At 41.5% G+C, this 26,731-nt stretch carries 21 protein-coding genes; 8 read left to right on the top strand and 13 right to left on the bottom strand.

Annotation, left to right across the window (positions count from 1 at the left end; all coding sequences use genetic code 11):
* Nucleotides 1–2 precede the first annotated feature (2 nt).
* The gene (locus tag QL229_RS11580; protein ID WP_138557798.1) at nucleotides 3–1,223 is read right to left on the bottom strand and encodes a glycosyltransferase; all 1,221 of its coding nucleotides are present in this window, start codon (nucleotides 1,221–1,223) and stop codon (nucleotides 3–5) included.
* Nucleotides 1,220–2,227, bottom strand: coding sequence for a LacI family DNA-binding transcriptional regulator (locus QL229_RS11575; protein ID WP_138557797.1), 1,008 nt, complete (start codon nucleotides 2,225–2,227; stop codon nucleotides 1,220–1,222). The genes QL229_RS11580 and QL229_RS11575 overlap by 4 nt, the downstream gene beginning before the upstream one ends.
* Nucleotides 2,228–2,388: 161 nt before the next feature.
* On the opposite strand from QL229_RS11575, the gene QL229_RS11570 reads away from it, so the two are divergent.
* The 3 genes from QL229_RS11570 (at nucleotide 2,389) to QL229_RS11560 (ending at nucleotide 6,032) form a co-directional block, all read left to right on the top strand.
* Nucleotides 2,389–4,842, top strand: coding sequence for a prolyl oligopeptidase family serine peptidase (locus tag QL229_RS11570; RefSeq protein WP_138557796.1), 2,454 nt, complete (start codon nucleotides 2,389–2,391; stop codon nucleotides 4,840–4,842).
* Between the two features lie 330 nt (nucleotides 4,843–5,172).
* Entirely contained in the window at nucleotides 5,173–5,574 is a 402-nt protein-coding gene (locus QL229_RS11565) for a DUF4345 domain-containing protein (protein ID WP_281546918.1), read from the top strand.
* A 161-nt stretch (nucleotides 5,575–5,735) separates the two neighbouring features.
* Nucleotides 5,736–6,032: a hypothetical protein gene (locus tag QL229_RS11560; protein ID WP_138557795.1), complete on the top strand. Its 297-nt coding sequence runs from the start codon at nucleotides 5,736–5,738 to the stop codon at nucleotides 6,030–6,032.
* Here the strand turns inward: QL229_RS11560 and QL229_RS11555 are convergent.
* The gene (locus QL229_RS11555; RefSeq protein WP_138557794.1) at nucleotides 6,006–6,914 is read right to left on the bottom strand and encodes a LysR family transcriptional regulator; all 909 of its coding nucleotides are present in this window, start codon (nucleotides 6,912–6,914) and stop codon (nucleotides 6,006–6,008) included. The two genes, QL229_RS11560 and QL229_RS11555, sit on opposite strands and share 27 nt — an antisense overlap.
* A 120-nt stretch (nucleotides 6,915–7,034) precedes the next feature.
* On the opposite strand from QL229_RS11555, the gene QL229_RS11550 reads away from it, so the two are divergent.
* Nucleotides 7,035–7,781, top strand: coding sequence for an SDR family oxidoreductase (locus tag QL229_RS11550; RefSeq protein WP_138557793.1), 747 nt, complete (start codon nucleotides 7,035–7,037; stop codon nucleotides 7,779–7,781).
* 91 nt (nucleotides 7,782–7,872) lie between these two features.
* The gene (locus QL229_RS11545) at nucleotides 7,873–8,490 is read left to right on the top strand and encodes a LysE family translocator (protein WP_281546923.1); all 618 of its coding nucleotides are present in this window, start codon (nucleotides 7,873–7,875) and stop codon (nucleotides 8,488–8,490) included.
* Between the two features lie 51 nt (nucleotides 8,491–8,541).
* Here QL229_RS11545 and QL229_RS11540 read toward each other — a convergent pair whose 3' ends face one another.
* Nucleotides 8,542–9,450 carry a LysR family transcriptional regulator gene (locus tag QL229_RS11540; protein WP_138557792.1) on the bottom strand — a complete coding sequence of 303 codons (909 nt, stop codon included), beginning with the start codon at nucleotides 9,448–9,450 and terminating at the stop codon, nucleotides 8,542–8,544.
* 118 nt (nucleotides 9,451–9,568) lie between these two features.
* Between QL229_RS11540 and QL229_RS11535 the strand changes: the two genes are divergently transcribed.
* Nucleotides 9,569–11,545 (top strand): ligand-gated channel protein, encoded by a 1,977-nt coding sequence (locus QL229_RS11535; protein ID WP_138557791.1) that lies wholly within the window; start codon nucleotides 9,569–9,571, stop codon nucleotides 11,543–11,545.
* A 220-nt stretch (nucleotides 11,546–11,765) separates the two neighbouring features.
* Nucleotides 11,766–13,946, top strand: coding sequence for a PHB depolymerase family esterase (locus QL229_RS11530; protein WP_138557790.1), 2,181 nt, complete (start codon nucleotides 11,766–11,768; stop codon nucleotides 13,944–13,946).
* A 46-nt stretch (nucleotides 13,947–13,992) separates the two neighbouring features.
* Here the strand turns inward: QL229_RS11530 and QL229_RS11525 are convergent, their stop codons facing one another.
* The 4 genes from QL229_RS11525 to QL229_RS11510 all read right to left on the bottom strand — a co-directional run bounded on the left by QL229_RS11525 (nucleotide 13,993) and on the right by QL229_RS11510 (nucleotide 20,995).
* Nucleotides 13,993–16,071 (bottom strand): TonB-dependent siderophore receptor, encoded by a 2,079-nt coding sequence (locus QL229_RS11525; protein WP_281546917.1) that lies wholly within the window; start codon nucleotides 16,069–16,071, stop codon nucleotides 13,993–13,995.
* Between the two features lie 441 nt (nucleotides 16,072–16,512).
* A complete protein-coding gene (locus QL229_RS11520) occupies nucleotides 16,513–18,159 on the bottom strand; it encodes a hypothetical protein (RefSeq protein ID WP_135926896.1) in 1,647 nt (548 codons plus the stop codon).
* Nucleotides 18,160–18,326: 167 nt separating this feature from the next.
* Entirely contained in the window at nucleotides 18,327–19,211 is an 885-nt protein-coding gene (locus tag QL229_RS11515; RefSeq protein ID WP_138557788.1) for a DMT family transporter, read from the bottom strand.
* A 212-nt stretch (nucleotides 19,212–19,423) separates the two neighbouring features.
* A complete protein-coding gene (locus tag QL229_RS11510; RefSeq protein WP_138557787.1) occupies nucleotides 19,424–20,995 on the bottom strand; it encodes a methyl-accepting chemotaxis protein in 1,572 nt (523 codons plus the stop codon).
* A gap of 289 nt (nucleotides 20,996–21,284) precedes the next feature.
* On the opposite strand from QL229_RS11510, the gene QL229_RS11505 reads away from it, so the two are divergent.
* Nucleotides 21,285–22,640, top strand: coding sequence for a flagellin (locus QL229_RS11505; RefSeq protein WP_171040421.1), 1,356 nt, complete (start codon nucleotides 21,285–21,287; stop codon nucleotides 22,638–22,640).
* A gap of 16 nt (nucleotides 22,641–22,656) precedes the next feature.
* Here QL229_RS11505 and QL229_RS11500 read toward each other — a convergent pair whose 3' ends face one another.
* From QL229_RS11500 to QL229_RS11480, 5 genes are all read right to left on the bottom strand, one after another.
* Nucleotides 22,657–23,646: a Gfo/Idh/MocA family oxidoreductase gene (locus tag QL229_RS11500; RefSeq protein WP_138557785.1), complete on the bottom strand. Its 990-nt coding sequence runs from the start codon at nucleotides 23,644–23,646 to the stop codon at nucleotides 22,657–22,659.
* Nucleotides 23,647–23,648: 2 nt separating this feature from the next.
* Complete coding sequence (locus QL229_RS11495; protein WP_138557784.1) at nucleotides 23,649–24,449, bottom strand: class I SAM-dependent methyltransferase; 801 nt, start codon at nucleotides 24,447–24,449, stop codon at nucleotides 23,649–23,651.
* Nucleotides 24,450–24,453: 4 nt separating this feature from the next.
* Complete coding sequence (locus QL229_RS11490) at nucleotides 24,454–24,825, bottom strand: hypothetical protein (protein WP_135926903.1); 372 nt, start codon at nucleotides 24,823–24,825, stop codon at nucleotides 24,454–24,456.
* A 54-nt stretch (nucleotides 24,826–24,879) separates the two neighbouring features.
* Nucleotides 24,880–25,299 (bottom strand): DUF3429 domain-containing protein, encoded by a 420-nt coding sequence (locus tag QL229_RS11485; protein WP_135926904.1) that lies wholly within the window; start codon nucleotides 25,297–25,299, stop codon nucleotides 24,880–24,882.
* 81 nt (nucleotides 25,300–25,380) lie between these two features.
* The gene (locus QL229_RS11480; RefSeq protein ID WP_281546916.1) at nucleotides 25,381–26,484 is read right to left on the bottom strand and encodes an AMP-binding protein; all 1,104 of its coding nucleotides are present in this window, start codon (nucleotides 26,482–26,484) and stop codon (nucleotides 25,381–25,383) included.
* Nucleotides 26,485–26,731: the final 247 nt, after the last annotated feature.

The following is a 26,731-nucleotide window of genomic DNA, read 5'->3' as shown; positions in this document are numbered from 1 at the left end:
AATCACTTATTTTTAGCTTCAATCCATTGCGCCATATATTGGGTAGATCGCATGGTGTGATGTTTGAGCATTTGGCCGGTAAAATTTTGCTGTCTATGCTGTGCTAATGACTCACTAATGGCGGTGATTTTAGCGATTAACTGCGACTGAAGTTTTGATTTATCATAATATTTTTGTAATAACAGCTGGCCATTTTGCTGTGCCTGAGTAAATAACGCTTCATCTTGATAAAGTGCCACTGCTGCATCAGCAAATTGCTGTGCATCTTCACATATTGCACCTGACCACGGCTCGTTTTGATGCATGCCTTCACTGCCAATCGGAGTTGTTACGCTTGGTGTTTGCATGATCATCGCTTCGAGTAACTTGCCTTTAATACCTGCACCAAAACGCAGTGGAGATAAACACACGCGTGCATCTTCCATGACTTTGTAGGCATCATCAGCCCAGCCTTTTATTAAGAAACCAGTTTTTGGATTGTTCAGCGCTGTCGCCTTTGGTGGCGGGTAAGAGCCGTAAATGTGTAGTTCGGCATCGGGCAATTGTTTGCGGATCAGCGGCCAAATTTGTTGTAAGTACAAAACAGCATCCCAGTTTGGCGCATGACGAAAATTACCTATGGTCATAAAGTGTTTACGCTCTGCAAATGCTTTGGTGCTGGTAGGAATATGCTGCAAATCAACCAAAAATGGTAAGTGGTGAAGTAGGGCGCTATCAACTTTGAAAACGTCATTGAGTAGCTGCATCTCGTAGTGCGAGATAATTAAGCTGATGTCTGAGCGTAAAATAGCGGCGATTTCTCGCTTTGCAATATCACTGTGTAAATCGCTATGGCTGAATTCTCGGCCTGCTTTGTGAGCTTCGTGGCGTGCATTTCTGAGGCACTGTAAATCTTCGGTATCAAGAATTTTAAGTGCGTTAGGGCAGTATTTATCGACTCGCCAGCCAAATTGCTCTTCCATCATAAAGCGATCAAACATCACAATATCAGGATTATACGCTTGCACGTACTCATCAAAGCTTGAGCAGTTTAATGCAATGACCTGTGTGGTGATGCCATCTTCGCTGAGATCTACCATATGTTCGGTTTTTTGCGCTGGGCTTGCAAATTCAACTTGCCAATTTTCTGCACGAAAGGCGCGTAGGAGTGACATCATGTGGGTGCCGGCTGCAGACGAATTAGGCTCAGGCCAAACATAGCCGATCACTAACACTTTTTTCATTGACTTGAGTCTCGTATTTTTAAGTTAACATCCACCAAGGTGCGAACTGGGGGTGTTGATTTATCTAATAGTTCTTTTAGCACCTGACAGGTGCGTTTACCGATCTCGTCGGCATTAATAGCGATGGTCGAAAGAGAAGGCAGCATTAAGCGCGAATCTTCTAAGTCATCAAAGCCAATAACTTTGATATCTTTACCCGGCTCGAGACCGTGTTGACGCATTGCTTCAATCGCGCCGTAGGCAATAACATCATTAAAACAGACAATGGCTTTGGTATTTGGAGCTTGCTTTATAAGGGTATTAAAGGCTTCTCGACCACCTTGGCGATTGGTCGGCGCTTGAATAACAGGTTTTTCGTCAGTGATATTAAATTGCTCCAGCGCAGATAAAAAACCACTTAAACGTTCATGGTAATCAGATATTTCTGCGGTGCCACCTAAAAAGGCTATATCTTCAATACCTTGCGATAAAATATGACTGGTTGAAATGTGTGTGCCTTTCTTGTTATCAGGCAAAATACATGGCGCTGCTGAAAATGGAATTTCGCGCATGATATTAATAACCGGAAAACCACTATTTATGAGATCATCTTGCCACTGCTGCTGTGTGCCCGGAGCCGGACACATAATAAATGCTGCTACATTATATTCTTTTAAGGTTTTCACCACTTGGGTTTGTCTTTCTACGCACTCTGCAATATTTACCAGCATCGGCAACATACCAAGCTCAAAAATGTGTTTTTCGAGGCCAACAGCAAGTTGAGCTGAGTAGGGGTTGGTTAAATCATTTATAACCAACGCGACTAGGTTTGATCGTTTACTGCGAAGCGCTGCTGCATCACGGTTATACACATAGCCTAGCTTATCAATGGCTGCCAGCACTTTTTCTTTACTCTTTTTACTGACCTTATCACTGTTGGTAAGGACCAAAGACACGGTTGATTTTGAAACCTGTGCCTGTTCAGCAACATCCCAGATAGTGACTTTGCCTGTCGATTTTTTCATTTTTATTAGCAAAAGTGGTGAATAGCGTGTGTCTATTTTAGCTTAAAGTAGGTGTTTAAGTCACTGATTGGCTGCCAAAAGAGCCGAAACTCTTTATGAAATGCTGCAAACATGTTCTACTTGTTTACATAATCGAAAATAAAAACGAAAAAGGAACGAACATGAAAGCATTTAAATTGCTTTTTGCGCTAGTCATTGGCGCAGCTGTTTGCACACCCAGTTTTGCTAATCAAGGTTATCAAACTCCATCGCCAGCGCTAGCTGCTGTGGTTGACGCTAAGCTTGCGCCGAGTAGTTATTTATCAAATGATGGTCAGTGGCTGGCGTTATTTGATAGAAAACGCATTGATACACTACAAGACTTGGCTAAAGAAGAGTTAAAACTTGCGGGTATTAAGCTTAACCCTGCTAATTTTTCGCGCTCTCGGGTACGTAATAAGTTTACATCTTTAGTGCTTAAGCATGTTGAAACCGGCTCTGAAATTGTTGTATCGGGTTTGCCAAATGGCATTTTACGCTCACCAAGTTGGTCAAGTGACAGTCAGTACTTAGCGTTTGTGGTTGAGCAAGCATCGAGTGCTAATTTATGGGTTTATAATGTTAGTACTAAACAAGCCCGTCAGTTAAGTGACACCTCGCTTAATTCGGTTTTAACCAGCACACCTTATACTTGGCTACCAGATAGCAGCGCCATTGTTGCTAATGCAGCGGTTAATATTGGTAAAGCTCGCTTAACAAACGATAGCACGCAAGTGATGCCTGTTATTCAACAAAGTAGTGGTGAGAAAGCACCAGCGAGAACTTATCAAAACTTATTAACCAGCCCATTTGATGAAGCCCTATTTAAGTTTTACGCACAAAGCCAATTAACTTATATTCCGCTCAGTGGTCAGGGCCAACCGATTGGTCAACCTGGGTTAATTAAAGCGTTTTCGGTCTCGCCTGATTCAACCAACATTTTGGTTGGTATGATTGATGAGCCTTTTTCATATCAAGTACCTTTCAGTCGTTTTGCTGCTACATGGCAAATTTGGGGCATGCGTGGTTATACTTTAGCTGAGCTCGCAAAACAGCCTTTAGCAGATAACATTCCACAAGGTTATGACAGTGTGCGTACTGGTCGCCGCGAATTTCAATGGCGAGCAGATCAAGGCGCTGAAGTCATTTGGGCAGAAGCACAAGACGGCGGTGATATGAAAACTGACGTGCCTCATCACGATTACCTTTATAGCCTAAGAGCACCATTTAAACGTGATGCTAAGTTATTTGCTAAAGTTGAACGCCGTTTTGACTCAATTGCTTGGGGCAATGGCAATGTAGCCTTATTATCTGAGTGGCGCTTTAGCGACCGACAAAAACGAGTTTTTGTTATTCAACCGCGTAATGCAGATAAAAACCGCGTGCTATTTTCTGAGCGTAGCTATAACGATGCCTACAAAGATCCCGGCTATCCAATTTATGAAAAGAATGACTTAGGTGCTGATGTATTAAAAGTGGTTGGCGGTCGTTACCTTTTCTTACGCGGTAACGGTGCATCTGAACAAGGCAATATTCCGTTTTTAGACCGTTATGATGTAAAAACCAATACCACAACACGCGTTTGGCAGTCAGAAGCGCCATACTATGAGCGTGTGCGTGCAATGCTTGATGACGAAGGCGAACGTTTAATTACCATTCGTGAATCTAAAACTGAGCAGCCTAACTTCTTTATTCGCGACTTAGACGATAAAACCCTCACTCAACTTACGACCTTTGAGCACCCTTACCCAGAATTTAAAGGAGTGACTAAAGAGTTAATTCGATACAAACGTGACGATGGCGTTGAGCTAAGTGGTACGCTTTATTTGCCGCCGGGTTATGATGCAACTCAAGGCCCGTTACCAGTTCTAATGTGGGCTTATCCACTTGAATATAAAGATAAAGCTGTTGCGTCACAAATGCGCGAATCGCCGTATGAATTTACCTATATCGGTTATTGGGGTCCAATGCCTTATCTTGCAAAAGGTATTGCCGTATTTGATGACCCGAAAATGCCAATTGTGGGTGTTGATGGTAAAGAGCCGAACGACTTATTCCGTAAGCAGCTGGTGGCAAGTGCTAAGGCAGCGGTAGATGTACTTGTAGAAAAAGGTGTGGCAGATAAAGACAAAATTGCCATTGCCGGTCACTCTTATGGTGCCTTTATGGTGGCGAATTTATTAGCGCATAGCGATTTATTCAAAACGGGTATTGCACGCAGTGGTGCTTACAACCGTACCCTAACGCCATTTGGTTTCCAAGGTGAAGAGCGTGATTTTTGGCAAGCACAAGATGTGTACGCGGCGATGTCACCGTTTTTCCATGCTGAGAAAATCAATGAGCCTGTGCTGATGATCCACGGTCAAGAAGATCCAAATTCGGGTACCTTCCCAATGCAAAGCGAGCGTATGTATGCTGCATTAAAAGGCCTAGGAAAAGAGGCTCGCTTAGTGATGTTGCCTTATGAGGCGCATGGCTATCGCGCTCGTAAGAGCTTGCTACATGTGCTTTGGGAGCAAGAGCAGTGGTTAGATAAATACTTATTAAGTGACGAAAAACCCGAAGAGCCAGTTGCCGTTGAAGGTGTTACTCAGTAATTAGAAAAATACTTATATTAAGAATCCCCGCTTTTAAGTGGGGATTTTTGTATTGGCTACTTTCATATTCTTTTATCGATTTATATTTAAAAACTGGCAAATGATCATAAGCATGAGAATGTAAGATTTTTCTGATTTAACCAATATTAATTAAAATATTCTTACTAAGTCCGTCAAGTGGTAGTAGATTTAGACTGAATGGTGAAACAAGCAGTTTACCAACTCTAGGATAAATGATGTTCTAGTTATCAGTCATGTATATGGTTTTTGATGCTGGTTGTGGGGTGAGTATCGGCCGGAACTAAATTTTCATACTAAGAGATTTGACCAATGGTAAAGATGAAAATAGATAAAAGTTGTGCCTTACTTCTTATTGCGTCTTTTGGCTTAATTCCTATAGCTCTTTCTTATGGAGTAAATCCTGAGCTAAGTCTAAATTACCTGTTTGAGCTAGATATAAACAATGTTAATGGCAATCATATTTTTAGAGCTGTCATGTTTTTGTATATATTTAATTTGGCGTTCTGGCTTTTAGGGGTTGTAAGAGCATCGTATCGTCGCATTGCATTAATCGCGTTATCTATATTTATGCTTGGTTTAGCAATGGGTAGGTTATTAAGCTTCATGTTAGACGGGTTGCCCCACTGGCTATTAATTTTATATTTTATATTGGAATTTTCTATAGGTTTCAGTGCTTTGTTTCTTATAACACAAAAGCAGAATGAAGAGTAAAAAACACTCATTGGATTGGTTGAATTGAGTCAATAATAAACCGCCATCTTTACATGAACGTGGTTTTAGCTTCTAATTTTATTTTTTAATTTTCAGCGTTTATTTAAAATTGCTACAGCAATTTGAAAGTGAGTTCACTAATACATTAAAGGAATAATGAAATGTTTATAATTCAACTAACGTTTTCTGATAATAAATCTCAAGCTAAAGATTACATGGAAGGCCATAAAAAGTGGCTTCAGACAGGCTTTGATAAAGGTATTTTTGTATTATCAGGAAGCTTGCAGCCTAACGCAGGCGGCGGCATTATTGCAGTCGATGTTTCAAAACAGGAGATCGAAGAAATTATCGCTGAAGATCCTTTTGTAATCGAAAATGTAGTTAAATCTGAAATCATTGAGTTAACGCCATCTGAAGCTGATGAACGCTTATCATTTTTGCTTGATAATCGGTTTTAATTGCTCGCTTAACCAATCAATAAACACTCGGGTACGTCTTGGTAAGTGACGTCGATTTGGGTAGACGATGTTCATAGGCATGGGCGGCAAATTATAGTCAGGTAAAACTTGGATAAGTTCACCACGGCTGAGCTCGTCGAGAACCCCATGACGAGGCACTTGAATAAGGCCAAGCCCTGCTAAACACGCTGCTTTATAAGTATCAGTATTGTTGACTGTGAGCTGCGATTTCATGGTGAGGGTTTGCCAATCGCCTTGTGTATCTTGGTATTCGAAGCCGGGGTCAAGTTGACCGAGTGTTTGGCTATAGCGAACAATGTAGTGCTCGGCTAAATCGCTAAGTTTTGTGATGTTGCCATAGTTTTTAATATAACCTGGGCTTACACAGTTAATCATCGGGCAGTGGCCAATTCTTTTCGCAATCAGCGATGAGTCTTCTAATTGACCGACTCGCACTACGCAATCAAAGCCTTCTTCAATTAGGTTAACTCGTCTGTCTGAACTACTCAGTTCAATCTCTAATTGCGGGTGTGCAGATAAAAAGCTGTCTAGATTCGGCAGCACTAAACGCCGGCTAATTGGCTGTGGCATATCTACTCTAAGACGCCCTGATAACGCTTCGTCTTTTTTATGAAATAGGGTTTGTAGTTCGTCTATATCAGCAAGCATATCTTTGCAGCGCTGATAAAAAACCGTGCCTTCGTTGGTCAGCGTAACTCGCCTTGTTGTGCGGTTTAGAAGCCGAGCACCTAACGTATCTTCGAGTTGTTTGACCAACTGCGAGACGGATGATTTAGGCATGCTCAACGCAAGTGCTGCAGCCGAAAAGCTTTTTAGCTCTGCAACCTGAACAAAGGTTTTCATGGCATTCAGTTCATTCATGATTGTTTGTTATTTACGAACAGTTAATTCAATTTTACATGGTTTATCTGGTTTTGCAGTGTAAATATACTGGTTGCTCACAATTACTTCAAAGCAAAAGGGTAAGCATGATGAGCAAAAATTGCAGTGATCACCGGTGGTAATCGCGGTTTAGGTAAAAATACAGTTTTAAGTTTGGCACGTAAGAACATTGATTGCGTATTTACTTACAGAAGCCATAAAGATGAAGCGCAGCAAGTTGTAGAGGAAGTAGCTGCACTGGGGGCAAAAGCCGTCGCCATTCAACTTGATGTGAGCGATATTTTAGGTTTTGCTGAATTTAAACAAACACTTGAAAGTACCTTAGCAACACAATGGCAAACGTCTCGATTTGATTATTTAATTAATAATGCAGGCCATGGCAGTGACAGTGCATTTGCTGATACCAGCGAAGCTATGTTTGATAATTTGATGAATGTTCATGTAAAAGGGGTGTTTTTCTTAACGCAAACATTGCATGAGATGATCAATGATGGCGGGCGTATTATTAACTTATCTTCAGGGCTGACACGCTTTGCATTACCAGGAAAAGCGGCCTACGCCACCATGAAAGGTGCAGTTGAGGTTTTGACCAAATACATGGCAAAAGAACTTGCTGCACGCAATATTGCCGTGAATGTCGTCGCACCTGGTGCAATTGCCACTGATTTTGGTGGCGGTGCAGTCCGTGATAATGAGCATGTTGCGCAATTAGTCAGTTCATTTACAGCCATGGGACGCGTTGGCCAAGCTGATGATATTGGCCCTATGATTGCGCAATTACTCGGTGATGAAAACCGTTGGGTAACCGGGCAACGAATAGAAGCATCGGGCGGTATGTTTTTATAACCCTGTTAGCAATCGCGTGTTTGTTTGCTTATTTAAGTGAATGTGATTTAATCGCTTTCTCTTTTTAAGCAATAAACATGTGATTGCATTTATGCTCGATTTAGCAGTACTCGCGGTTTTTATTCCGACCTTTTTCTTTGTTTCTATTACACCTGGTATGTGTATGACGCTCGCTATGACGTTGGGGATGAGTGTGGGCGTTAGACGTACGCTTTGGATGATGGTAGGCGAGGTGTTAGGCGTTGCCACGGTAGCCATTGCTGCGGTGATAGGGGTTGCCAGTATTATGCTTAATTCCCCTGAGTTATTTGCCTTTTTAAAATACTTAGGTGGTGCGTACTTAATTTACCTAGGGGTTAATATGTGGCGCGCTAAAACCAGCTTTAAACCTAACGATGATACACAGCAACAAATTGGTCGTGGGCAATTATTTTCGCAGGGTTATATCACTGCCATTGCAAACCCAAAAGGGTGGGCATTTATGATTTCTTTATTGCCACCATTTATTAATGTTGATTTAGCGGTTGCCCCCCAGCTTGCGGTATTAGTGAGCATTATTATGCTGAGCGAATTTATCTGTATGTTGATTTACGCCGCAGGCGGTAAAAGCTTAAGGCTGTTTTTAGATAAAGGCGATAATGTGAAGTGGTTAAACCGTATTGCTGGCGCGCTAATGATGTGTGTGGGCCTTTGGCTAGCGCTGGGTTAACGCTAATTTGGATAATACCCATCCGCATATGGGTATTATCCTTATTGAGTCTTAATTAACTAATTCAACTTGCTTTGATACATGGTTAAAGCACAGTTTTAAAGTATCAATGGCAGTTTTTGTTTTTGCCGCTAAGCTGTCTCTGGCAGGCGTTACGGCGTAAACAGTGTAATTTGGCATTGCCCATTCGGGTGCAATTTCAACCAGCTCTTTCGATTTTAATAAATGCCTTACTTCTGGCTCAGGTAATACGCCATAGCCAACACCATCACACACTAATTTAATTAAGCTTTGCATATTATTTACGGTGATCTTTGCTTTCGGTAACGGCTTACTTGCCAGCGTTGACGGGTTAAACGCATTACTGTCGGCGTTGCTGTGGGCGATACGGGCAAAGTTGCCAAGGTCTTCCCAATTGGCTTTATCGAGTTTGCTAATTGCATGGTCTTTATGAGCACATAGCTTTAACGGCCAAGTTGCTAATTTACGAGCAACGAGGTTTGAGTCAGTTAATGGGCCAATCGCAATCGCTAGGTCAGCGCCGCATTTGATCATATCAATTGGCTCATCAGTCAAAATTAACTGAATACGTAAATCATCAAACTCGTTAATTAAGCGATCTAATGGCTCGCTTAATAGGCCACCGCCAAACCCCACTGGCGCAACTAATTTGAGCTCACCACTTGGCTTATTTTGTAGATTTTGTAACTGCGTACTGGCTTGATCTGCCAGTGCCAGCATTTTTAAACAGCTTTGATAATACAGGTGGCCAGCTTCGGTCAAAGTGAGTTCGCGCGGGCTGCGGTTAAATAGGCTCAATCCGATTTCTTGTTCTAATTGCTTAATGTGTTGACTGACAGCCGATGTGGTCATCGATAACTCTGCCGCTGCACTGCTCATATTGCCCGTTTCAACAGTACGAGAAAATACACGCAATGTTTTGATCAGCTTGGAATTCATGGTTCAGGCCTTCTTAATTCAGTTTTAAGAAATCGTAAATTGTGAAAATCGGGACTTCTCATTAGTATGCAAACGCTAATTATTATCATTTATAAACAAAAAGTCACGGAGTATTATTATGACGAGGGTTGTTTCTTCTGTTTTACCACTCACCGCTGCTGTGTTAGCAGGTCTTTCCCATTTTGCATACGCTGATGACAAAAAACAAGACATGGAGGTCATCGTTGTATCGGCTTCCGGTTACGAGCAAATGCTAAAAGAGGCGCCAGCCAGTATCAGTGTTATTGATCGTGAGCAGCTTGAAAAGCGTTTTTATCGTGATCTAACCGATGCGATGACTGACGTACCCGGTGTGGTTGTTACAGGTGGTGGCGACAGAAAAGATATCAGCCTTCGCGGTATGGCAAGTCAATATACTTTGATTTTAATTGATGGTCAGCGTCAAACCTCACGTGAAACACGACCAAATAGTGATGGCCCAGGTGTTGAAGGGGCATGGACTCCGCCTATTTCAGCGATTGATCGAATTGAAGTTATTCGCGGTCCTATGTCGTCGTTATATGGCTCAGATGCCATTGGTGGGGTTATCAATATTATAACTCGTAAAACACCAGAAAAGTGGTACGGAGAGCTACGTTTAGATAGCACCATTCAAGAATCAAGTGAATCGGGTGATATTAATCAAGGTAGTTTCTTTACTGCGGGTGGCTTAATTCCTGAGTTATTAGGTATGCAGTTATCGGGTCAGTTCTCAAAACGTGACGAAGACGATTTTGTAGCCGGTTTTCGTGGTAAAGAGCAAAGCAATATCAAAGCAAAGTTTATCTTAACACCCTCTGATAACCACGAAATCATGTTTGAAGTAGGCTCTGCAAAACAAAAACTCGACGAAACACTTGGTAAAACAGTTGCTCCCTTAGCTGAAGGTGAAAGTTGTGGCCGTAATGGTTGCCCAGAGTCATCCACTACAGAGTATGACCAAGAAAGCTACTCACTAAGCCATAATGGCTTTTATGATTTTGGCTCATCACGCAGTTACTTAAAGTACGATAAATTTGATAATACTTCGCGCGAAATGTACGTCGAAAATACCGATGCGCAAACAAGCTGGACTTTACCGTTTACCAATCATAATGCAGCATTTGGTGCGTCATATTTAAAAGAAGAGCTGGACGATTACACCAGTAACCGCATTAGTGACTTAACGCATGTTGAGAACGAGCAATGGTCAGTATTTGCCGAAGATGAATGGGCTGCAACCAAGCAGTTTAAACTCACTACCGGTCTTCGTTATGATCATGATGGTAATTTTTCAGGCCATTTCAGCCCGCGTTTATATGGTGTGTATACAGCAACTAAGTCGTTGACGGTGAAAGGCGGTATCTCAACAGGCTTTAGAGCGCCGAATATTCGTCAATCTACCGCAGCTTGGGGGCAAGTGAGCCGAGGTGGTAATATTTACGGTAACCCAGATTTAAGCCCTGAAAAATCAATAAACTACGAAATGGGTATCTACTATGATGCAAGCCGTGATTTATCGCTTTCAAGCACCGTATTTTACAACGAGTTTGAAGATAAAATTACACGCATTTCGTGCCCAGTTACACAGTGTACTGATGGACCAAACCAGTTTGGTTCAATGCCAACGACCTATGTCAATGTGGATGAAGCCGTTACGCAAGGCTTTGAGTTATCAGTATCTTACGACATTACCAGTGAGCTTGATGTCAGTGCCAACTACACCTACACCGATTCTGAGCAAAAAACCGGTGAATACAAAGGCAGCCCACTTAACCAATTACCTAAGCATATTTTACAAACTTCAGTTAATTGGCGCCCGGTTGATAAATTAGGTACCTGGCTGCGTGTTCATTACCGCGGCGAAGAAAGCCAGCCGACAACAGGCCCGTCGCAAGACAGCTTAATTGCGCCAGATTACACCTTGGCTGATATAGGTGGTAACTACGATTTAAGCCGCAGCATTAAGTTAGGATTTGGTGTTTATAATCTGTTTGATAAAGAAATCACCGAAGCTGAATACGGCTATGTTGAAGATGGTCGCCGTTATTGGCTATCTGTAGGGTTTAATTTTTAAGCTCTTCATTAGCAAAAGCAAAGCCAACGAGTTATGTTGGCTTTGTTAATATAATTGACTTTAATTTCAAAAATAACAATAAATTGAGTTGTGCTACTTTTGGGTTGTTTTTTAATGGTCGTATAACACTATAGTTATAGGTCGCTTTTTAAATAGTTCTACTACATTGAGTTAGTCATCAACTGACAGACAACAATGATAACAACTATAAAGGCGATATATGCAAAAAGTAACACAATTATGTAAACGAAAATCAGCGTCGTTTACTCCGCTCGCAGTGCTCTGTGCTGCTATTTTCTCACAGCCAAGTTTTGCAGGGAGTTGGCAGCAAAATGTCAGCATTGGCGGTTTTAATAATGTTCATATTTACACTCCTGATACGCAATCAAGCATAGGCAATGGCCATTCTTTGATGCTAGTACTGCATGGCTGCGTGCAACCCATTAATAACTACTTAACTGCGAATCTTGAAGATGCAGCCGAAGCACATGGTATGGTAATAGCCGTTCCTGATGCTATGAATAAAGCAGGCTATAGCTGCTGGTCATATTGGCAAGGAGCAATCAATCGTAGCTCTGGCGATTATAAAAATCTGATTAATTTAGCCAATACATTAAGTGGTGATGCGGCGCGAAATATTGACCCTAAACAAGTGTACATTGCAGGTTTATCATCTGGGGCGGCAATGGCTGCACAAACGGCTTGTGTAGCGCCTGATGTATTTGCCGGGGTTGCACCAAGCGCCGGGCCGACCATCGGCACAAGTTCAAGTGGGGCAATTTCGACTTGTGAAACAGTTTCTGAAAACACCTTTGTATCCCGCTGTGAAAGCTATGCTGGTAGTTATAAAGATCATTTTGCCACCCAAATAGCGGCAATAGGTCACGGCACTGCCGATACCACAGTCAATACCTGTTATAACCAGCAAAACGCAGATGGCTTTGCTGCGCTTTATGGGGTGAATCAACTTTCAGGCACGACGACAATAAGTGATGATGCAACACGTACCGCTGAGCTGTCACTTTGGCAAGACAATCGGGTTGCTATGCTGTGGTTTAATAATTTGGATCACTCTTGGTCGGGCGGGCAAGGTGCGTCTGGCGATTATGTTGCGGCAAACAGCATTAATTTTGCAACCTATCTCGGTGAGTACTTTGCGGCTAATAATAAACGAGTTGATCGTAATGCAGGCCCTGAAATTAGTAATTTAACTGCCACAGACAATAATAACCAGCTCACCATTACTGGCAGTGCAATCGACCCAGAAGGCAGTGTAACGAATGTTGATATTAACGTGTATAGCCTAGCCGGTGGCGCGGCAAGCTTAATTGAGTCACTGAACGTGCAAGTCGATGCGAATAATACCTTTAGCGGGGTGACAAGTGCACTCAGTGATGGTCTTTATGAAGTGCGTGTAAGTGCCACAGATAACGAAGCGAAACAAGGTGATGAAGCTAATCTTACGGTACGCGTTGGACCAGAGCCTGCAGCTACAGCACCGGTACTGAGTGATACTGCGGCAAGTGTAAACGGGCAGTGCGCTACAGTAACGGGCACGGTGATTGATGATAATCAAAACTTAAGTAGCGTTGTGGTAAGTTTTAGCAATGGTGATGTGACGGCTACAGTAAATGGGCTTGAGTACTTTGCTGAGCAATGCAATATAGCGGGTGGCAATAATAGCGCAGTGATCACCGCGAGCGATGATACTTTGCTGACATCAACAGATAGCATTAGTTTTGTCATCGATGCTGGCGTGACAGGCGATTACAATCTTCATATCAACGAAGGCCACATTAGCTGGGGCGAAGGTTACTCTGCCTGTTATTTAGCGTTTGGAACCGCAGCATTTACTATGCGCGAGTATTCAGCGGGCACAAATCAATGTCAGTGGATTGCTGATGATGATTCAAGTTGTGCAGGGCCATTACAGGCATGCAGAACCACCACTGAACCTAGTAATGACGCGGACAACGATGGTGTGCTCGACGGCGCAGATAATTGCCCGAATGTAGCAAATGCTGATCAAGCTGATAACGATAATGATGGTATTGGTAATGTGTGTGACAGCACTCCAGATGGTGAAACGAGTGACTCTGACAGCGATGGTGTCAGTGATAGCCTAGATAACTGCCCGCTGGTGGCCAATAGTGATCAGCTAGATAGTGATGCAGATGGTGTGGGTGATGCGTGTGATTCAACACCGAATGGTGATTACCAATGCAGCGAAACCACTTCAAGCAACTATGCACATGTGCAAGCAAACCGCGCAACTACGAATGGCTCTTACGCCTATGCGGTGGGCTCAGGTGATAACCTTGGTCTTTATAACACCTTTTATACTAGTACCTTAGCGCAAACTAGTGCTGGGTATTATGAATTAGGTAATTGCCCTAATTAATAGATGTGTGTCGCCCAAACGGGCGACACTTTTTTCTAAGCAAGGTTTAGAACTTATAGGTCAGAGTTAGGCTACCGTTTGTTGGCGCGCCATAATAACCCACGGTTTGTAAGCTATTGATGTACTGCTCATCAGTAATATTATTAACGTTTGCCTGTACTGCAACTTGGTCATTAATATTCCAACGTGCGAAGGCGTTTAGTAGGGCGTAGCTACCTTGTTTAACATTGTAATCAGTGCTTTCGATTTTAGATTGCCAACGGCCATTTAAACCAACCACCACTGCATCTGTTAGTGCATAATCCACTGTTACACCGACCACATCGCGAGGTGCCCATTTATTAGTGTTATCACCATTTTCATCTGTTACATCAATATGTGTATAAGATGCAACGATATTCATAGCGTCGGTGATTTTACCTGTGACTTCAAATTCATAGCCTTCTGACTCAATAGACACGCCTTCATAGTAATAAATACCATCTTCAGTGAGGCCCGCGTATTGCGCAAAGTTATCTTGCTCTGCAGTAAAATAAGCAAATGTTGTCATTAAGGCATCATCAAACCAAGAAGCTTTAACACCAGTTTCAAAGTTAGTGCCTTTGGTAGGTGCTAAATATTGGCCGTTGTAATCAGCTTGTTCTTGAGGCTGATAAATATCTGAGTAACTGGCATATAAGTTTAAATCGTCGTTTAACTTATAGGTAAAACCGATATATGGGCTTGTTTCGCTTTCGTCATTATCGATAGATGCACCGGCATTCATACCTGAGCGTTCAAATTCAATAGCGTTAAAACCAACCACGGTAAATAATTTATCAGTAATATTTAACTGAGCCGAGCCAAAGTAACGGGTTAGCTTTTGTTCAATATCTGAATACAGAACCGGCGTTAACCAATCAGGTTCTGGGATCGCATCTAAATCGTACGGAAACGCAGGCGTTGGTCCATACGCCGGTGTATTTGCAAAATCAAACGGGTGTTGATACATCACATCATCACTTTTTGCATGGCTTACTCCAAAGCTTGCTTGGTGCTCTTTACCAAACAATTCAAAGGCACCAAATGCTTTGATTTCAAATAAATCAGCATCCACTTCGCTATCATAACGACCCGGCCAACCACTTAGGCCAAGATTGGTGTCTTTATCAATGCTGCCACTGGCATAAAATAGTTTGTCTTGCTCTTCAAAACCACGGAAGTTGTAGCTCGCTTGAAGCTGCCATGCGTTTGCAAAAACATAGTTGTATTCAACAAATGCAGAGGTGTTAATGGTGTCCCACATTGTCCACTCTTGGGTGGTTGTGTCGCTGACATTCCATTTAGCTTGCGTACCATCTGTGTAGTTATAAACAAGGCCGCCCCAAGTATTGCCATCGGTATCAGCGTCTTGATATGAGTAACCCATAGTAACCGTTGAGTTATCAGTAAGCTGACCATCTACCACTGCAGAGAAAAACTCGCGATTGTTCTCAAGGCCATCCAGATATGATTCTTTATCTTCTGCGGCAGCCACAAAGCGAGCAGCCCAACTACCTGATTCGGTTAATAATAGTGAGTAGTCAGCTTGTAAACGTTTAAAATCCCATGAGCCAATAGAGACACCGATTTCGCCGCCGTTTTCGTTTTTAGGGCGTTTGCGTACATAGTTAAGGGTACCCGATGCATTACCTACACCAGTAAGTAAGCCATTAGCACCACGAACAACTTCAATTTTTTCGTAGCCATATGCTTCCATTGCGCCGGTAACGATACCCCAGTCATTCGGTAAGCCAACTCCATCGATTTGTGTATTCTTAATTTCAAAACCACGCGATGTATAGTTGGTACGGTTCGTTTCCCATTCTTCAACATTGATACCCGGGGCTAAGCGTAAAGCATCATTAATGTTAAAAGCGGAATAATTTTTTAGCTGCTCAGCAGAGATCACACTGATTGATTGCGGCGTTTCATCAATTTCTAATGCTAAACCTGTTGCGCCTTCACTAATACGGTTTTGACGTATGCCAACAATTTCGATTTTTTCGAGATTAGCTTCTACGTCAGCTGTTTGCTCAGCAAAACTGATTTGAGGGTAAAGTGCATAAAGAATAGCGGTTGCAACAGGCAACTGAGTGAATTTCATTTTTATCTCCGCGTGTTATTTAGCTGGTTTTTAGGGTTTTTGTGTTTGATAAGGAAACTATTTGCGGGTAAGTTATCACAAATGATAATAACTATCATCACCATTTATCTCAAATGGTGATATGTTAATACAAATAAGTTTAAAAATTAGTTTTTTGAAATGCTTTTGAGGTGCTTATATTAATTCGGCTAATTAAGAGAAAGGTTTTTAGGTAATTAAACCTGAGTAATATTAGGAAAAAATTTGTTGCTTAGTTGCTCTCTGCAATTGAACCTCGATTGCTTTAGCTGGGACGCCTATAAAGCTATAAATAAGCTAATTTTAAAGCTAGTAGTGAAAGGTGTTATTTTTAAAAATAATTAAGCTTTAATGCCAATTAATGAAATTCAAATGAAGTAAACACAAAAAAGGCGCCAGTTGGCGCCTTAAATTCGGGGTATTTTACTTTCTTCGCAGAGAATACGTATCATGACCTATTAGCGTTACAGTTTGGGCAAGACTTACCTCTTCAATATCCATTACAACCACACGCTCTCTAGAGTGAAGGACTTCTGAATCAAGAGATTGCTCTTCTTGAAGCATATAGAAGTGATTACCAATCTGGCCACCACTATGATCGATATTAGCTTCGTGAAGACTGTATTCTTTGTAGCCTGCAATAGTCTCTAGCGTTCCAGATGTACCAGAGCCAGGTAAAATAGCAAGGTACGAAACACGCTCAGCAAAGTGTCCTTCATTCAAGCTTTCTTGCTCGTAAAATGCTGCATCAAATCCAGTGCTCGTTAGGTTAGCAGCGCGCGTATAAACGGTATGGCTTCCATTGAAAGTCTGTACTTGTAAAAACAAATATGGCTGTTTTGCAAATGAGTCTTTGAACTCAACAGCTTTATATTCTCTCGTGCCACTTAACATAAAGCTGCCAACCTCAACAATAGTGCCATCATTCATAGTGTAACGGCCTTCATCCATTGCTAGAAAGTCAAACGACTCAACATCTTTATGCGCATCTTTGATGTATTGCCATTTTTGAAATGAGACAGCATAGCTATTGTCGCTTACATTGGTTAATCTTAGCGCTCCACCATTAGGATCATTATTAGTAGGCGCCGATGTGAAGATAGCCGGTGCTGTAAAATATTGGTCAGCAAAGTCGAATGACTTCCATTTGGCACCCAGTTGGTCCATCACTTTTTCTGAATAATAAGCGATACCTTCGTTCTCGATTAAACAAGGCGCTTGCGTGTAACATTCCGTCGTATTTTGCGTATTAGTCGTTAAATCATTGATACGTACAGGCAAACTTGCAACAAAACATGATTTACCCGTGTATGGGCTTAATTTATAAAGTTTAGATTCGTTTTTGTCACCATGGTCATTGATAACTGAGCGACTGATGATAATGTCACCTTTTTGACTCAGTGTTGCACCACCAACATTTACTAAGTTGTGTTCAGCAAGCTTTGTGTATTGATAATTGCTTTGATCAACACTGTAAACCGATGTCGCAGTGATCAGGAAAAGTTCGCCATTTTTGATAACTAAATCAGCTCGGCTTAAGCCTTCAACATCACTAAAGTCTGCAAGCTCAGTTGTACTACCTGTATTTTTATCAATTTTTAGTAGCTTAGAATAACTAACTGCAATTAATGAGTCAGTTTGAGGATCATAGGTTAAACCAATAACAGAACTCGTTCTGCCAACAGAAACATGCTCACCTGTAGCATGGTCTAAATACGCTAAACGACTATATTTAAACTTTTCGCCTTGGATTGGCAATTGTGATGATTGCTCTTCACTAATATTAAGGTGAGAGGTATCAACTTTGTACTCTAGTGGAATAGGTGATGAAACATAATAAGTTCGGTTTGTTGTTTCATCATAAGCAATAGCCGATGAGCTAAATTTAGCGATTGAATCGGCTTTAGCTGTTTTATTTTGTTCGTCTAGGCTAAACATAATGCCAAGTTCGCCTCGGCCTGAATTCATCGCAAACAACTCGCCCTGACAGCTATTTGCAGTTGCATTGCTTGCTGTCATAACACCAGCAACAGCAAGGGTCGATAATAACAAGTTATTTTTCTTAGACATTCGTATATTCCACTAGTTAGTACATTAGGATACAAAGCAAAAAGGTGAGCCTTGTATTAATAATGAGCATTATAGTGAGAACAGTAACTTTACGAATGCCGAGAAAAGCTGTTTTTAAGTCTTGAAATTAATCCTTTACTATTAAAAACAGGCTCTTTTAGAGTCAATCAATCACATTTCTGACTTTTCTGATCCTGCTCCGATGAGTGAGACATTGAGCTGCCAACAGAAGCCGTGATAACCAATAAAATCGCTAACCACTGCCATACACTAAGCAACTCAGCTAAAATAATAAATCCAGCAAGTGCAGCAATAGCAGGTTCTAGGCTCATCATGATGCTAAAGCCTTGTGCTGGCATATTACGCAGCGCAACCATCTCTAAAGTGTATGGCAGCGCACTTGACATGATGGCGACTAAAATACCAAGCGGCAGAACTTCCCAGCTCAAGAGTGCTGCGCCTTGTGAAGCTGCGCCATAAGGCACAAGTACAATCGCGGCAACGCTCATCCCCATAGCAACCGTCATCCCGCCAGAGCCTTGGTTACCTGTTTTTTTGCCGAACAAAATATAAAACGCCCAACAGGCACCAGCCGCAAGGGCTAGAATCACACCGACGGGGTCGAGGCTGTCTTCGCCTTTCATATCAGGTAATAATAAAATAATGCCTGCAATAGCACAGGCTACCCAGAATAAATCGCGCTTTTTACGTGACGAAAGTAAAGCAACTGCAAGGGGACCGGTAAACTCCAGCGCAACACCTATTCCTAAAGGGATACGCTCAATTGCGTAATAAAATAGAATGTTCATACCACCTAAGCTCAGACCATAGATGATAATCGGCATGCGTTGACCCATTGGCGGAAGCGCGCGCCAAGGTTTAAACACAAGGCACAAAATGGCAGCTGAAAAACCCAAGCGTAGGGCAGTGGTTCCCTCAGGGCCTATTACAGGAAATAATTGCTTTGCAACAGAGGCTCCCGATTGAATGGTAACCATTGCAAGAAGTACGCAAATAACAGCAACAAAAAACGGTGGGATGGTGCGTTGCATCACTGTCCTTATGAATTATTAAGAGCTTAAGTTTGCGGCGATTTTACTGATGTTTTGTGGGATAAGAAATGTTTTTCGTTAAATGGACATGGATTATCGATAAAGCTGTTGTGTGCGTAACGGAACACGTCAAGTTGCGGAAAATGTAGTCTAAATTAGATTGGATTATGCTGCCTTTAAGTTAATTAAAGCCAGCATAATTTATCTTTTAATTAGCTCAATTTAAAACGATTTATCTGCTTGTTTAAATTATTTGCCAAGCTTGCCAGTTTACTCGATGAATCCGATATGCTTTGCGTTTGTTGCTGTGATTTTCGGCTGGTGTCTTGTACTTCGTTTAAGCGTTGGGCTATTTCTTCGGTCACTTGAGATTGCTGCTCAGATGCAGAAGCAATGGTCATATTAGCATCCGAAATAGCTTTTGCTTGCACGCTAATTTCATCTAGCATATGGCCCACTTTTTCTGAATTTACCACCGCCTCTTTTATTTGCGTATCACTTGCGCGGATCCTTTGCGTCACAGCATTGGTTGCCGTTTGTAAGGAGTTAATTTTATCTTGGATCTCAAGAGTGGAGCTTTGCGTACGACTAGCCAAAGTTCTTACTTCGTCAGCAACAACTGCAAACCCTCGCCCTTGTTCACCGGCTCTTGCAGCTTCGATTGCGGCATTAAGTGCCAGTAAATTAGTTTGTTCAGCAATGTTACTTATAACACTTAAAATAGCGGTTACTTCATTCACTGAGACTTCTAGTTGGTTAAGGTCTGTTAGTGATTTGGTTAAGGTATCGGCCACTGACTCAACAGAGCTCACTCCTTGTTGTACAACTTGCAAACCCTCTTTGGTTTTTTGATTGGCAGAGGTCGCACTGTTTGCTGCTTCTGCACAGTTTTGTGAAACTTCTTTAACGGCTGTTGAGTTTTCATAGACAGAGCTTGAAATCACTTCAATTGCTTGGCTTTGCATATCATTCAACGTTTTGGCCTGTCGTGAAATTTCATCGAGGCTTTTTGCTGCTATTTGGGCCTGCTCTGAATGATCATGAATTTCTTTAAGAAGCTGGGAAAGCTTATCAACCATAACGTTAAAGGTGCTCGCAAGCTGACCTATTTCGTCATCAGCTTTATGGTCAATATAACAAGATAAATCACCTTCAGATATACGCTTAGCTTCATCAATTAAGGCATGGGTTGCTTTAATCACTTTTTTCTCTAATTGCCAGTAACACACTATCAAGGTAGCTATAATGGTCAGCACTAAAACGGTGCTAGTTAAACTTAAGGTGACCACACGGTCATGATTACTTTTTACTTCTGCGGCACTTTTTTTCTCAATTGAACTTAAAAATGCTTTCACGGGTTGCTGAATTTTCTCAACTTCTGCCATGTAAGCCGCGTTGGTTAAAAGCTCGATAGCTTGCACCCATCTTTTATGTTCGCTTACGGTTAAGTTATTTGTATCACGACCAAGCAAATCACTGACTAGGCTAAATGCTTTTTCTTCTGTTTCGACTAGTTTGAGTGATAAGTCGTTGGATTTTTGCAAGAGAGCTAAATCATCAGCAGCCACATTAAAAGCTCTTAAGCGCTGTACATAACTTTTCTTTTCGCCATTAAGCCAAGCAGCTTTTCCTTGAATTTGATCAACAAGATTTTGGTATTCCACTTTATAGCGAGGGTCTAAGGTTACAACATGTTGACGAGCAAGTTCTGTAAGGTGAATCGAATTTGAAGATGAAAACTTAGCAAGGTGGCTTAGCTCATAACGCTGTTGCGCCGACTCCATACTTTCTTCTTGTCCTGATTGTAGAAATAAAATTATGAGGAGTAGGCCGGTTGCAAGGGTAATGGTAGCCGCAAAAACCGCTCTTAATAAAAATCGTATAGACAAGGCTAATTCTCACAAATTAAATAATGCATGATTTAAACATAGTGCAATAACCTTCAACCGCAAAAAATATTGTTACAAATGATTATTTATTAAAAAGGTTAATTTAAGGAAAGTTAAAAGTCTTAATTATTAATAAAATGGTATGAGTTTTGCTGTGTCTAGCCTTTTTGCCAAGGAAGACAAAATGTTGACGATCAATTCGCCACGACTACGAACGCCAAATTTACTGCAAAATACGCAATCTATCACCTCAACCTATGAGAAGTTAGCTTCTGGAAAGCGTATAAACTCTGCTAAAGATGACGCTGCAGGCCTACAAATAAGCCATAGATTAACAACGCAAATAGCAGTAAAGCAGCAAACGCTTAGAAATTTACAAGATGGGATCAGCTATGGGCAAGTGGCAGATGCTGGCTTATCCGAGCTAACAGACTCGCTTCAACGCATGCGAACTTTAGCCCTTCAAGCCGCAAATGGCTCAAATACAGATATCGATAGGGAAGCGTTAAATGAAGAGTTTTCACAGTTACGAGATCATATAAACAGCGTTGTAGCCAATACAGAAATTTTTGGTAAAAAACCATTAATGTCTAAGCCTGAGCAAGAGACGAATTTAGATAATGTACCTGTATTGAATGAGGTGTTTTCTAATAATGTTCAGCAAGGAATGAGATCAGGGGATGTTTCTTTAGGCCTAATACCTGCAGGTTCAACGAACGTTAGAATTCAAATAAATGATAATGGTGCGAATGATGATTTAAATCTATTTACCCAAACTGGCGAGCATTTAGTGGGGCAAGATTTATCGTCTGTGCAATCTAGAATTGAAGCAAATCTATTTACTCCAGCAAATGGTTACCAAGGAACAGAAACATATAGCAATGGCAATTTATTTACGGGGGGAGGTTTTAATTTCCCAGCTGTAAATAGTCAAACAATTAACGGAATGAACTTTACCTACTCGGGGAATGGTAACCCAAGCTCAGGAAGTTCAAATGAAGAAATATTCATTGATAATGTAACCGAGCCGCTGCTTCTGACTGTGATTGGCTCGGGGATGTTTCGAATTACTGCCAGTTGGGATTCTTTGGGGAGTTTAAATTCATCATCTGCTGAATCAAGTGATGGTCCAATGATGGTAACATCAACAGACCAAGCGGTCGGCGAAGATGGTTATATTATATTTGAAGATATCGATGCCAGTGCTGGCTCTTTAACGATTGACGGCATTACTATAAGCAGCGAAGACTTGGCTCAAAATGCAATTGCCAGAATTGACACTGCATTGTCGCGTATCGGTGGATTTAGAGCTGAAATCGGTGCAAAAATGAACGCTATTGAGTCAACTATGCGCAATCAATCTAATCAATCGTCGATGCTAAGCTCAGCAAATCAGCGAATTGAAGATACTGATTTTGCAAAAGTAATGGCAGAAAAAGTATCTCTAGATATTGTTCAGCAAGCGAGTGTTAGTGTTGCTATGCAAGCAAGGGATATTACTAAGAATGGAATTTTGAGTTTGTTAGGGCAACTAGAATAGTTGCCCTTAAACGCTATTAGCTTTTATCTGCAGGATACACAACACCAAGCTGACTTCGCGCTTCATCAAGCACTGCCATGACTTGCTTTGAAAGTGCATGGGTATTAACTGATGACTCAATTTGTCCTGCATTGGCCGCTTGAATAAAGTGGCTTACTTCATGGCGCATAAAGTGTTCATCAAATGGCTCAGAGAGTTCTTCGACCGTGCCATCGTTACCAATATATTGCATACGCTTTAATAAAGAGACAGCTTCGATACGAATACGGCCTTTTTCACCTTGAATTTCAGTAAAATTATCGCCTTGTGAGATTTTAGAGTAGCTTATTACTGCTTGTTTATCGGCATAATTTAATAATACATCGCCGGCGCCATCAACACCGGTTTCAAGTAACACGCCACTGGCTTTTACACTCTGAGGCGCGCCCCATAAAGCGAGTAAAATATACAGCGGATAAATACCTAAATCGACTAATGCGCCGTTAGCAAACTCCGGTAAAAAGGTATTTGGGCGCTCACCATTTTTATACTTATCGTAACGTGATGAGTACTGACTATATTGACCAATATATTTGCGAGGTACGCCAATTTTAGTGAGGGCATTTTTTAAGCGCGCAAAGTTTGGTAAATGCGTGGTCATCATCGCTTCCATGTATAAGCGTTGATTTTCTTTAGCTGCTTCGATAATGAGCTCAAGCTCTACGCTGTTTGCTGCCGAAGGCTTTTCACCTAAAACGTGTTTACCCGCTTTTAAACACATAACAGCATAGTCTTTGTGTAAGCTATTTGGTGCCGCAATGTAGACGGCATCGACCAGAGGGTCTTGGCATACTTGTTCAATATTGGTAAACACTTTAGCGTCTGTCATGTCGTGCTTTGCAAGGAAAGACTCGCCTGTTTGCTGCTCTCGAGAGCAAACGCCATACAAGGAGAATTGTTCAATTTGTTTGGCTGCGCTCAAAAGCGTGTCGCTTATAAAATTGGTACCTACAATCACAAAGTTCATGGTTACTCCTCGTTGTTTTGTGCAAGCCATGCTTGCCAATCCTGTTCAAATTTTTCCATCTGTTTGTGCTTTTTGCTTAACAAATGTTTGTTTTCGTCTTCTTGGGCCATATAAGGGCCAACGCGACATAATGCACAGTGCTTATCACCTAAATAAGCGGGTAAAGTCAGCTTAGCTGTAATGTTGTTGTCAGTTTTTTCGCTAAATACATAGGTAATGCCACTGGTGTCTTTTACATGTTTATCACGGTCAACATTGCGAATTTTATAGCCTGGGAATAAATTAATATCGAATGGCATTTGGCCTAAATAATGGCAGTTTAGCCCCTGATTTAAGCTGCCTTCAATATTCCATTCGCGATACGGTTTTACATCTTTAGAGGTGATGTAACACAGCATCGGGCCGTTTTTATCTAATGCAAATTGGCTTGCGTAGTCTAGATAGCGATGCAACAAGGCACGGTTTAAAACATTCATACCACCTTGTTGGGTATTTGCTTTAAATGCTGCCTCACCTTTAAATGCGGGTATAAGTGGAAATTGAAAAATAACTACATCGAAACGTGCATCGACTAAGCGCAGCCACGAGTCTGGCTTTGTTACATCAAATTCAGTGAGTGTAGTTACATTTAGTTGTTGCAATGCGCTTAGTGCATTGTTGGCATATTTTTGCTCAATAGTGTTTGCATTATCATAAGTCGAAGCAACAAGCTTGGTTGGTTTTATATGACGAGCTATGGCGTGCGAAAATGACAAATCACCATCGCCTACCGTCAAAATGCGCCAACTTGGGTCTAAAAACATGTCGTTATTTGCCTTGTTCTGGCGCTGTTTCAACTGCAGTTTTTGGGCAAAGCGCTAAACGAGTTTTTAGCCCTTCAATGGCAATTTGTTTAAAGATCAAGTTAAAGCTAATCAAAACGGCAATAACGATATGGATAGGACCGTGCGTAAACCCTGCGTCGGTGTCAAAGAGCATTAAACCGAAAAGCAAAAACATGGTGGCTAAAAATATTTCAATCAACTGATTAGAATATATCTTTAAAGTACCTTGGTTTTTGTGATCTTTTTTAATGTGGATAGCACAAAAAAAGGGAATCACTTTAATTTTAAAGTGAGCGCCTTTTTCAACGTAATTTTCGCCGAGTAGGTCTAGTTTGGCGCGCAATTGATCTATCATAGCAAGTCCTTAAGAAACTGAGCCGCGGATGTTACCGCAAACCGGCCTAAAGGGCTACTCAGGATAGATGCTGATGCCAATTACAAAGATGTGGCATACAAACACCACTGACGTTAAAACAAAACGCATTTTTTGATAATCAACGTGATAGGTTTGCCACTGTGGTGAGCTTTTTTCAAATAACAGCACTAACCAAAAACTTGCTGCGAGCCAAGCCAGTGTCCAAGTTGCTGGTAAAAAGCTTAAAAAGCCAATCGGTAAGATAGGAATAATCGCTTTTATAGCATCAGCATGCGTTTGCTGGCCTGCATGCCATAAGTTACCAGCCATAAAGGCTAAAATAGCGATGCTATAAAAAGTGAAAAAGTCTAAGTTGACGGCATTACTTCCTGCAATAAGTGGCCAGCCTACGCAGCCTAAAAACGGTAGTAAACCTAAGTAACCAAGTTGAATGTGATTAATAAACTTTTCCATAATGACCTTAAAGCCGCCTAACTGGTATAAAATAACTCGCAGTTATTTTATACCAGTTAGGCGGCTAAAACGATCGCTTTATTATTGGCGTAACTCTCGACGTAGAATTTTGCCAACCGTCGATTTAGGCAATTGTTCCATAAAAATGATTGATTTAGGTACTTTATAAGCACTTAAGTTTTCGCGGCAATAGTCAGTCACTTGTTGCTCATCAACCTGCTCTTTTAAGGTTATGTAGGCACAAACACGCTCACCGGTTTTTTCATCTTTTGCACCAATAACGGCCGCTTCGCAGATAGCAGGGTGCTGACAAAGTACGTTTTCAACTTCGTTAGGGTACACGTTAAAGCCAGAGACAATAATCATGTCTTTTAAACGGTCTACAATTTTATAATTACCACTTGGTAGCTTCAGACCCACATCACCGGTTTTGAAAAAACCTCGTTTCATAGATTTATCGGTTTCATCTTGGCGCTGCCAGTAGCCCATCATCACTTGCGGGCCTTTAACAACAATTTCGCCAGACTCACCGTCAGCAACAGGCTCATCGTTTTCATCCCAAATCTCAACTGTGGTGTTTGATAATGGGCGGCCAATACTGCCAATCTCTTCTTTTTTAAAGTCGTTTAACGTCGCAACTGGCGAGGTTTCTGATAAGCCATAGCCTTCTGTGATTGTACAACCTGTGGTGCTCATCCATGCATCAGCAGCTGCGTGTGTTAGAGCTGCGCCCCCAGAGACTGTCATTTTTAGGTTTGAAAAATTCAGGGCTTTAAAACCAGGATGCATACACAAGCCAATAAATAAGGTGTTAATGCCTGAAAAGTAATTAATTTCAAATGGTTCAATTTGCTTTACTAAGGCATCTAAATCACGAGGATTTGGGATAAGTACATTAAATTGCCCCATTGCGAATAGGCCAACCATATTCACCGTAAAGGCGTAAATATGATAAAGCGGAAGTGGACAAATACCCGTTTCTTGGCCAGGGGTTAAAATTTCGTCAAAGCGTTCATTCATTTGCTCGGCATTAGCTAAGATATTGCCATGACTAAGCATTGCAGCTTTAGCAACTCCTGTTGTTCCCCCCGTATATTGCAAAACGGCAATATCATCACGGCTTGCTTGGTGTGGTTTAAGTGGAGCGAGTTTTTTCCCTTGGTGAATGAGTTCAGGTAATGACAATTGGCCCGGTTGCAGTGAAGGTTCACCACCGCTGAAGTAACAATCACTTTTTCTATGGAGGTTTGACTAATGATAGTGGCTAGTTTATCGGTTAGTGCGTCCAGTATTACGATGGCATTTACGCCTGCGTCATTGAACTGATGAAGCATTTCACGAGCAGTATAAAGCGGATTAATGGAATGGACTCTCTCCACTCCCCAACGGCGTCATAATGCGCCATAGTAGTTTGGGGTAAGTTTTAGCTTAA

Origin of the sequence: Pseudoalteromonas sp. PAR1 (assembly GCF_947311895.1) — a bacterium.
Classification (GTDB): domain Bacteria; phylum Pseudomonadota; class Gammaproteobacteria; order Enterobacterales; family Alteromonadaceae; genus Pseudoalteromonas; species Pseudoalteromonas lipolytica_C.
Note: the sequence above shows the minus strand (reverse complement) of the source record. Positions and strands in the feature narration are given on the sequence as shown.

Coding starts and splice junctions, on each gene's coding strand:
- QL229_RS11580 (WP_138557798.1), bottom strand. CDS start 1,223: ATGAAAAAAGTGTTAGTGATCGGCTATGTTTGGCCTGAGCCTAATTCG.
- QL229_RS11575 (WP_138557797.1), bottom strand. CDS start 2,227: ATGAAAAAATCGACAGGCAAAGTCACTATCTGGGATGTTGCTGAACAG.
- QL229_RS11570 (WP_138557796.1), top strand. CDS start 2,389: ATGAAAGCATTTAAATTGCTTTTTGCGCTAGTCATTGGCGCAGCTGTT.
- QL229_RS11565 (WP_281546918.1), top strand. CDS start 5,173: ATGGTAAAGATGAAAATAGATAAAAGTTGTGCCTTACTTCTTATTGCG.
- QL229_RS11560 (WP_138557795.1), top strand. CDS start 5,736: ATGTTTATAATTCAACTAACGTTTTCTGATAATAAATCTCAAGCTAAA.
- QL229_RS11555 (WP_138557794.1), bottom strand. CDS start 6,914: ATGAATGAACTGAATGCCATGAAAACCTTTGTTCAGGTTGCAGAGCTA.
- QL229_RS11545 (WP_281546923.1), top strand. CDS start 7,873: ATGCTCGATTTAGCAGTACTCGCGGTTTTTATTCCGACCTTTTTCTTT.
- QL229_RS11540 (WP_138557792.1), bottom strand. CDS start 9,450: ATGAATTCCAAGCTGATCAAAACATTGCGTGTATTTTCTCGTACTGTT.
- QL229_RS11535 (WP_138557791.1), top strand. CDS start 9,569: ATGACGAGGGTTGTTTCTTCTGTTTTACCACTCACCGCTGCTGTGTTA.
- QL229_RS11530 (WP_138557790.1), top strand. CDS start 11,766: ATGCAAAAAGTAACACAATTATGTAAACGAAAATCAGCGTCGTTTACT.
- QL229_RS11525 (WP_281546917.1), bottom strand. CDS start 16,071: ATGAAATTCACTCAGTTGCCTGTTGCAACCGCTATTCTTTATGCACTT.
- QL229_RS11520 (WP_135926896.1), bottom strand. CDS start 18,159: ATGTCTAAGAAAAATAACTTGTTATTATCGACCCTTGCTGTTGCTGGT.
- QL229_RS11515 (WP_138557788.1), bottom strand. CDS start 19,211: ATGCAACGCACCATCCCACCGTTTTTTGTTGCTGTTATTTGCGTACTT.
- QL229_RS11510 (WP_138557787.1), bottom strand. CDS start 20,995: ATGGAGTCGGCGCAACAGCGTTATGAGCTAAGCCACCTTGCTAAGTTT.
- QL229_RS11505 (WP_171040421.1), top strand. CDS start 21,285: ATGTTGACGATCAATTCGCCACGACTACGAACGCCAAATTTACTGCAA.
- QL229_RS11500 (WP_138557785.1), bottom strand. CDS start 23,646: ATGAACTTTGTGATTGTAGGTACCAATTTTATAAGCGACACGCTTTTG.
- QL229_RS11495 (WP_138557784.1), bottom strand. CDS start 24,449: ATGTTTTTAGACCCAAGTTGGCGCATTTTGACGGTAGGCGATGGTGAT.
- QL229_RS11490 (WP_135926903.1), bottom strand. CDS start 24,825: ATGATAGATCAATTGCGCGCCAAACTAGACCTACTCGGCGAAAATTAC.
- QL229_RS11485 (WP_135926904.1), bottom strand. CDS start 25,299: ATGGAAAAGTTTATTAATCACATTCAACTTGGTTACTTAGGTTTACTA.